Raw genomic sequence first — 3,223 nt, forward strand, 5'->3', positions numbered from 1 at the left:
CCCGCCTTCAAGAGACCCGAGAGACCCGAGACACCCGACACCGAGCCCCTCACGCCGCCTACGACGGCTCCCCCCACCCCTGACGCCCCTGCCGAGGCAGATCCGGCCCCGCCTTGGCCGATGACCCGCAGAACTCCCGTACCGCGCTCGTCCGCGCCACCACGCGCCCCCGGTGCACCACGATTCGGCTGTACGCCAGGGAGAGCGCGCCCGCGAGCCGGTCGCCCCGCACGGCGAGCAACTCGGCCGGGAAGCCCGCCTCCACGCGGACCTCGGGCAGCCCCAGCGCGGCCCGGGCGGCGCCACTCACCGCGTCGTACGCCTCCTCGGCGCGCAGCCCGTAGCGCGAGGCCAGCAGATACGCGGCCTCCAGCGGATCACCGCGCCCCACCGGGTTGGACACGTCCCGCAGCGCCCCGCTGCCCGCCGCGACCCGCACCCCGGCCGCGCGCAGTAGCCGTACGGGCGCGGTGCCCCGGCGGTCGATCGTGCCGCAGCCGCCCTGGGGCAGGCAGACGACGGTCACGCCGGCCGCCGCGAGCTGGTCGGCGGCGCGGGAGGCGGCCTGGGAGGGCAGCCGCGCGAGCCCGCCGCACGGGCCGAGGGTGACACCGGGCCGCAGCCCGCCCGCCATGGCCGCCAGCCGGGCGAGCCGGGCCGGGTCGTCGGCGTCGGTGTGCAGGTCCACCGGACAGCCCTGCTCGGAGGCGACCTGCAGCACCGCCTCGACATACCCGGTGGGATCGGGGTCCAGATCCGGACAGCCGCCCACCACCGAGGCGCCCATCTTCACCGCGTCCCGCAGCATCGCGAGCCCGTTCGCCCCGGCCACCCCGGTCAGGACCCGGGGCATCGCCACCGTCGTCACCTCGACCAGCCCGCGCAGCGCCCGCTGCGCCTGGAGCGCCGCCGTCAGCGCGCCCAGACCCTGTACATCGCCCACGTGGACGTGCGAGCGCAGCGCGGTGGCGCCATGCCCGAGCTGGAGCAACGCCGCCTCGGTGACCCGCCGCTGCACGTCCTGACCGTCGTACGAGACCGGCCCCTCGTCATCGGCCGACAGGGCCGTGTCGCCGTGGGCGTGCGGCTCGACGGGGGCGGGGAGGAGCAGATGGCCGCTGAGGTCCACGCGGGTGACGGGGGCTCCGGAGGCGGCGGGTCCGCACGTCCTCAGGCTGCCCGCCGTGCCGACCGCCTCGATCCGCCCGCCGCCCAGCCGTACGTCCACGGCACGGCCGTCGGTGAGTCGCGCACCGCACAGCAGCAGGGCGCCGGTCCCGTCCGGTCCCGAGGGCGGGCCGGACGGGGAGGGGGACGGCTGCGGCTGGCTGTCGGGCATCGCGCTCCCGGGACTCGACGACGGCTGCACGGTGAGGGTCACAAGATCACGCAGGGTGAGTCGAGCCTAGGCGGGCCGTCCGCCGTCGGCGCGGAGGAGAGCAATAGTCGTACCGGTGTGGTTCACCTGGCCGGGGACCGCCGGGACGGCCGGGAACGGCGGTGCTGGAGAGGCGGACGGGCCTCGGGAAACGTGACGGAGAACCTGCCCGGACGGTGGCCGGACGGTCTCTGAAGGGGCCCTGGACGGTCTGTGAACGAGCCATGGACAAGAGCCGGGAAACGGATTTGGGCGAACGGCCGTGGGGCGTGTAATGTCTTCATCGCTCGCCCCAATAGCTCAGTCGGCAGAGCGTCTCCATGGTAAGGAGAAGGTCTACGGTTCGATTCCGTATTGGGGCTCTGGTGTGAAAGGTTCCCGCCGCGAGGCGGGTCCCTATCGCATCGCAGCGGTGTAGCTCAGTCGGTAGAGCAAGCGGCTCATAATCGCTGTGTCACCGGTTCAAGTCCGGTCACCGCTACTCACAGTAGCCGATTGCGGGGTCGGTCCTTCGATCGGCTACTCTTTCTTGCGTTAAACCAATCCCATCCGTTCGTCAAGGAGCACTCACGTGGCTGCCACCGACGTCCGCCCGAAGATCACGCTGGCCTGCGTGGAGTGCAAGGAGCGGAACTACATCACCAAGAAGAACCGGCGTAACAACCCGGACCGTCTTGAGATGAAGAAGCACTGCCCGCGTTGCAACGCGCACACCGCGCACCGCGAGACGCGATAATTCAGGCTCGTACGACGAGGCCGTCCCCAAGCGATTGGGGGCGGCCTCGCGTCGTTGAGTGGCCCAGTACCGGTCAGTAGAGCAACCAGGAGGTGCCGAGCCATGGCGCTCGACCAGTCCTTCGTGGGGCGGACCTACCCGCCCACCGACCCCTACGAGGTCGGCCGGGAGAAGATCCGCGAGTTCGCGGAGGCCGTGGGGGACGCCAACCCGGCGTACACGGACCCGGAGGCCGCCAAGGCGCTCGGGTACCCCGATGTGATCGCCCCGCCCACCTTCGTGTTCTCGATCACCTTCAAGGCCGCCGGGCTGGTCGTCTCCGACCCGCAGCTGGGCCTCGACTACAGCCGCGTGGTGCACGGCGACCAGAAGTTCGCCTACAAGCGCCCCGTGCGCGCCGGCGACCGGCTCACCGTCACCTCGACCATCGAGGCCGTCAAGTCCCTCGCGGGCAACGACATCCTGGACATCCGCGGCGAGGTCCACGACGAGGCCGGCGAGCACGTCGTGACCGCCTGGACCAAGCTCGTGGCCCGCGCGGCCGAGGAGGCGTGACGATTCGATGACCGCGAAGATCTCCTACGACGACGTCGAGGTCGGCACCGAACTGCCCGCCCAGACCTTCGGCGTGACCCGCGCCACCCTCGTCCAGTACGCGGGCGCCTCCGGCGACTTCAACCCCATCCACTGGAACGAGAAGTTCGCCAAGGAGGTCGGCCTGCCCGACGTCATCGCCCACGGCATGTTCACCATGGCCGAGGCGATCCGCGTCGTCACCGACTGGGTCGGCGACCCGGGCGCGCTCGTCGAGTACGGCGTCCGCTTCACCAAGCCCGTCGTCGTCCCCAACGACGACCATGGCGCCACCATCGAGGTCACCGCCAAGATCGGCGCCAAACTCGATGACAACACCGTCCGCGTCGACCTCACCGCCATGAGTGCCGGCCAGAAGGTGCTGGGCATGTCCCGAGCGGTCGTACGACTGGGCTGAACGCAGAGGGACGGCCATGCCCTCTCGGCGGGGCCGTCCCACGTACGACTGTCTGCGGCTGGACCGGGATGGTGTGACTGCCCGCAGTCGCGTACGGCGGGAAGGGGACGTGTCGGGG

General features: G+C 71.3%; 4 protein-coding genes and 2 tRNA genes. 5 read left to right on the forward strand and 1 reads right to left on the reverse strand.

The window, feature by feature from the left end:
• Positions 1-58 precede the first annotated feature (58 nt).
• Positions 59-1,339, reverse strand: coding sequence for an amidohydrolase family protein (locus tag STRIP9103_RS08415; RefSeq protein ID WP_009303772.1), 1,281 nt, complete (start codon positions 1,337-1,339; stop codon positions 59-61).
• 328 nt (positions 1,340-1,667) lie between these two features.
• Here STRIP9103_RS08415 and STRIP9103_RS08420 point away from each other — a divergent pair.
• The 5 genes from STRIP9103_RS08420 (at position 1,668) to STRIP9103_RS08440 (ending at position 3,105) form a co-directional block, all read left to right on the forward strand.
• A tRNA-Thr gene (locus STRIP9103_RS08420) sits at positions 1,668-1,740 on the forward strand.
• A gap of 46 nt (positions 1,741-1,786) precedes the next feature.
• Positions 1,787-1,859 (forward strand) — tRNA-Met (locus tag STRIP9103_RS08425).
• A gap of 90 nt (positions 1,860-1,949) precedes the next feature.
• On the forward strand, positions 1,950-2,114 hold the full coding sequence (gene rpmG / locus STRIP9103_RS08430; protein WP_003948671.1) for a 50S ribosomal protein L33: 165 nt from the start codon (positions 1,950-1,952) through the stop codon (positions 2,112-2,114).
• Between the two features lie 102 nt (positions 2,115-2,216).
• Positions 2,217-2,669, forward strand: a complete 453-nt coding sequence (locus STRIP9103_RS08435; protein WP_009303773.1) for a MaoC family dehydratase N-terminal domain-containing protein — start codon at positions 2,217-2,219, stop codon at positions 2,667-2,669.
• 7 nt (positions 2,670-2,676) lie between these two features.
• Positions 2,677-3,105, forward strand: coding sequence for a MaoC family dehydratase (locus STRIP9103_RS08440; protein WP_009303770.1), 429 nt, complete (start codon positions 2,677-2,679; stop codon positions 3,103-3,105).
• Positions 3,106-3,223 lie beyond the last annotated feature (118 nt).

Source organism: Streptomyces ipomoeae 91-03, from assembly GCF_000317595.1.
In the GTDB taxonomy this organism is placed as follows: Bacteria; Actinomycetota; Actinomycetes; order Streptomycetales; family Streptomycetaceae; genus Streptomyces; species Streptomyces ipomoeae.

What these genes read in the sequence shown, in the direction of transcription:
- STRIP9103_RS08415 (WP_009303772.1), bottom strand. Translation starts at nt 1,339, where the DNA reads ATGCCCGACAGCCAGCCGCAGCCGTCCCCCTCCCCGTCCGGCCCGCCC.
- STRIP9103_RS08440 (WP_009303770.1), top strand. Translation starts at nt 2,677, where the DNA reads ATGACCGCGAAGATCTCCTACGACGACGTCGAGGTCGGCACCGAACTG.
- STRIP9103_RS08435 (WP_009303773.1), top strand. Translation starts at nt 2,217, where the DNA reads ATGGCGCTCGACCAGTCCTTCGTGGGGCGGACCTACCCGCCCACCGAC.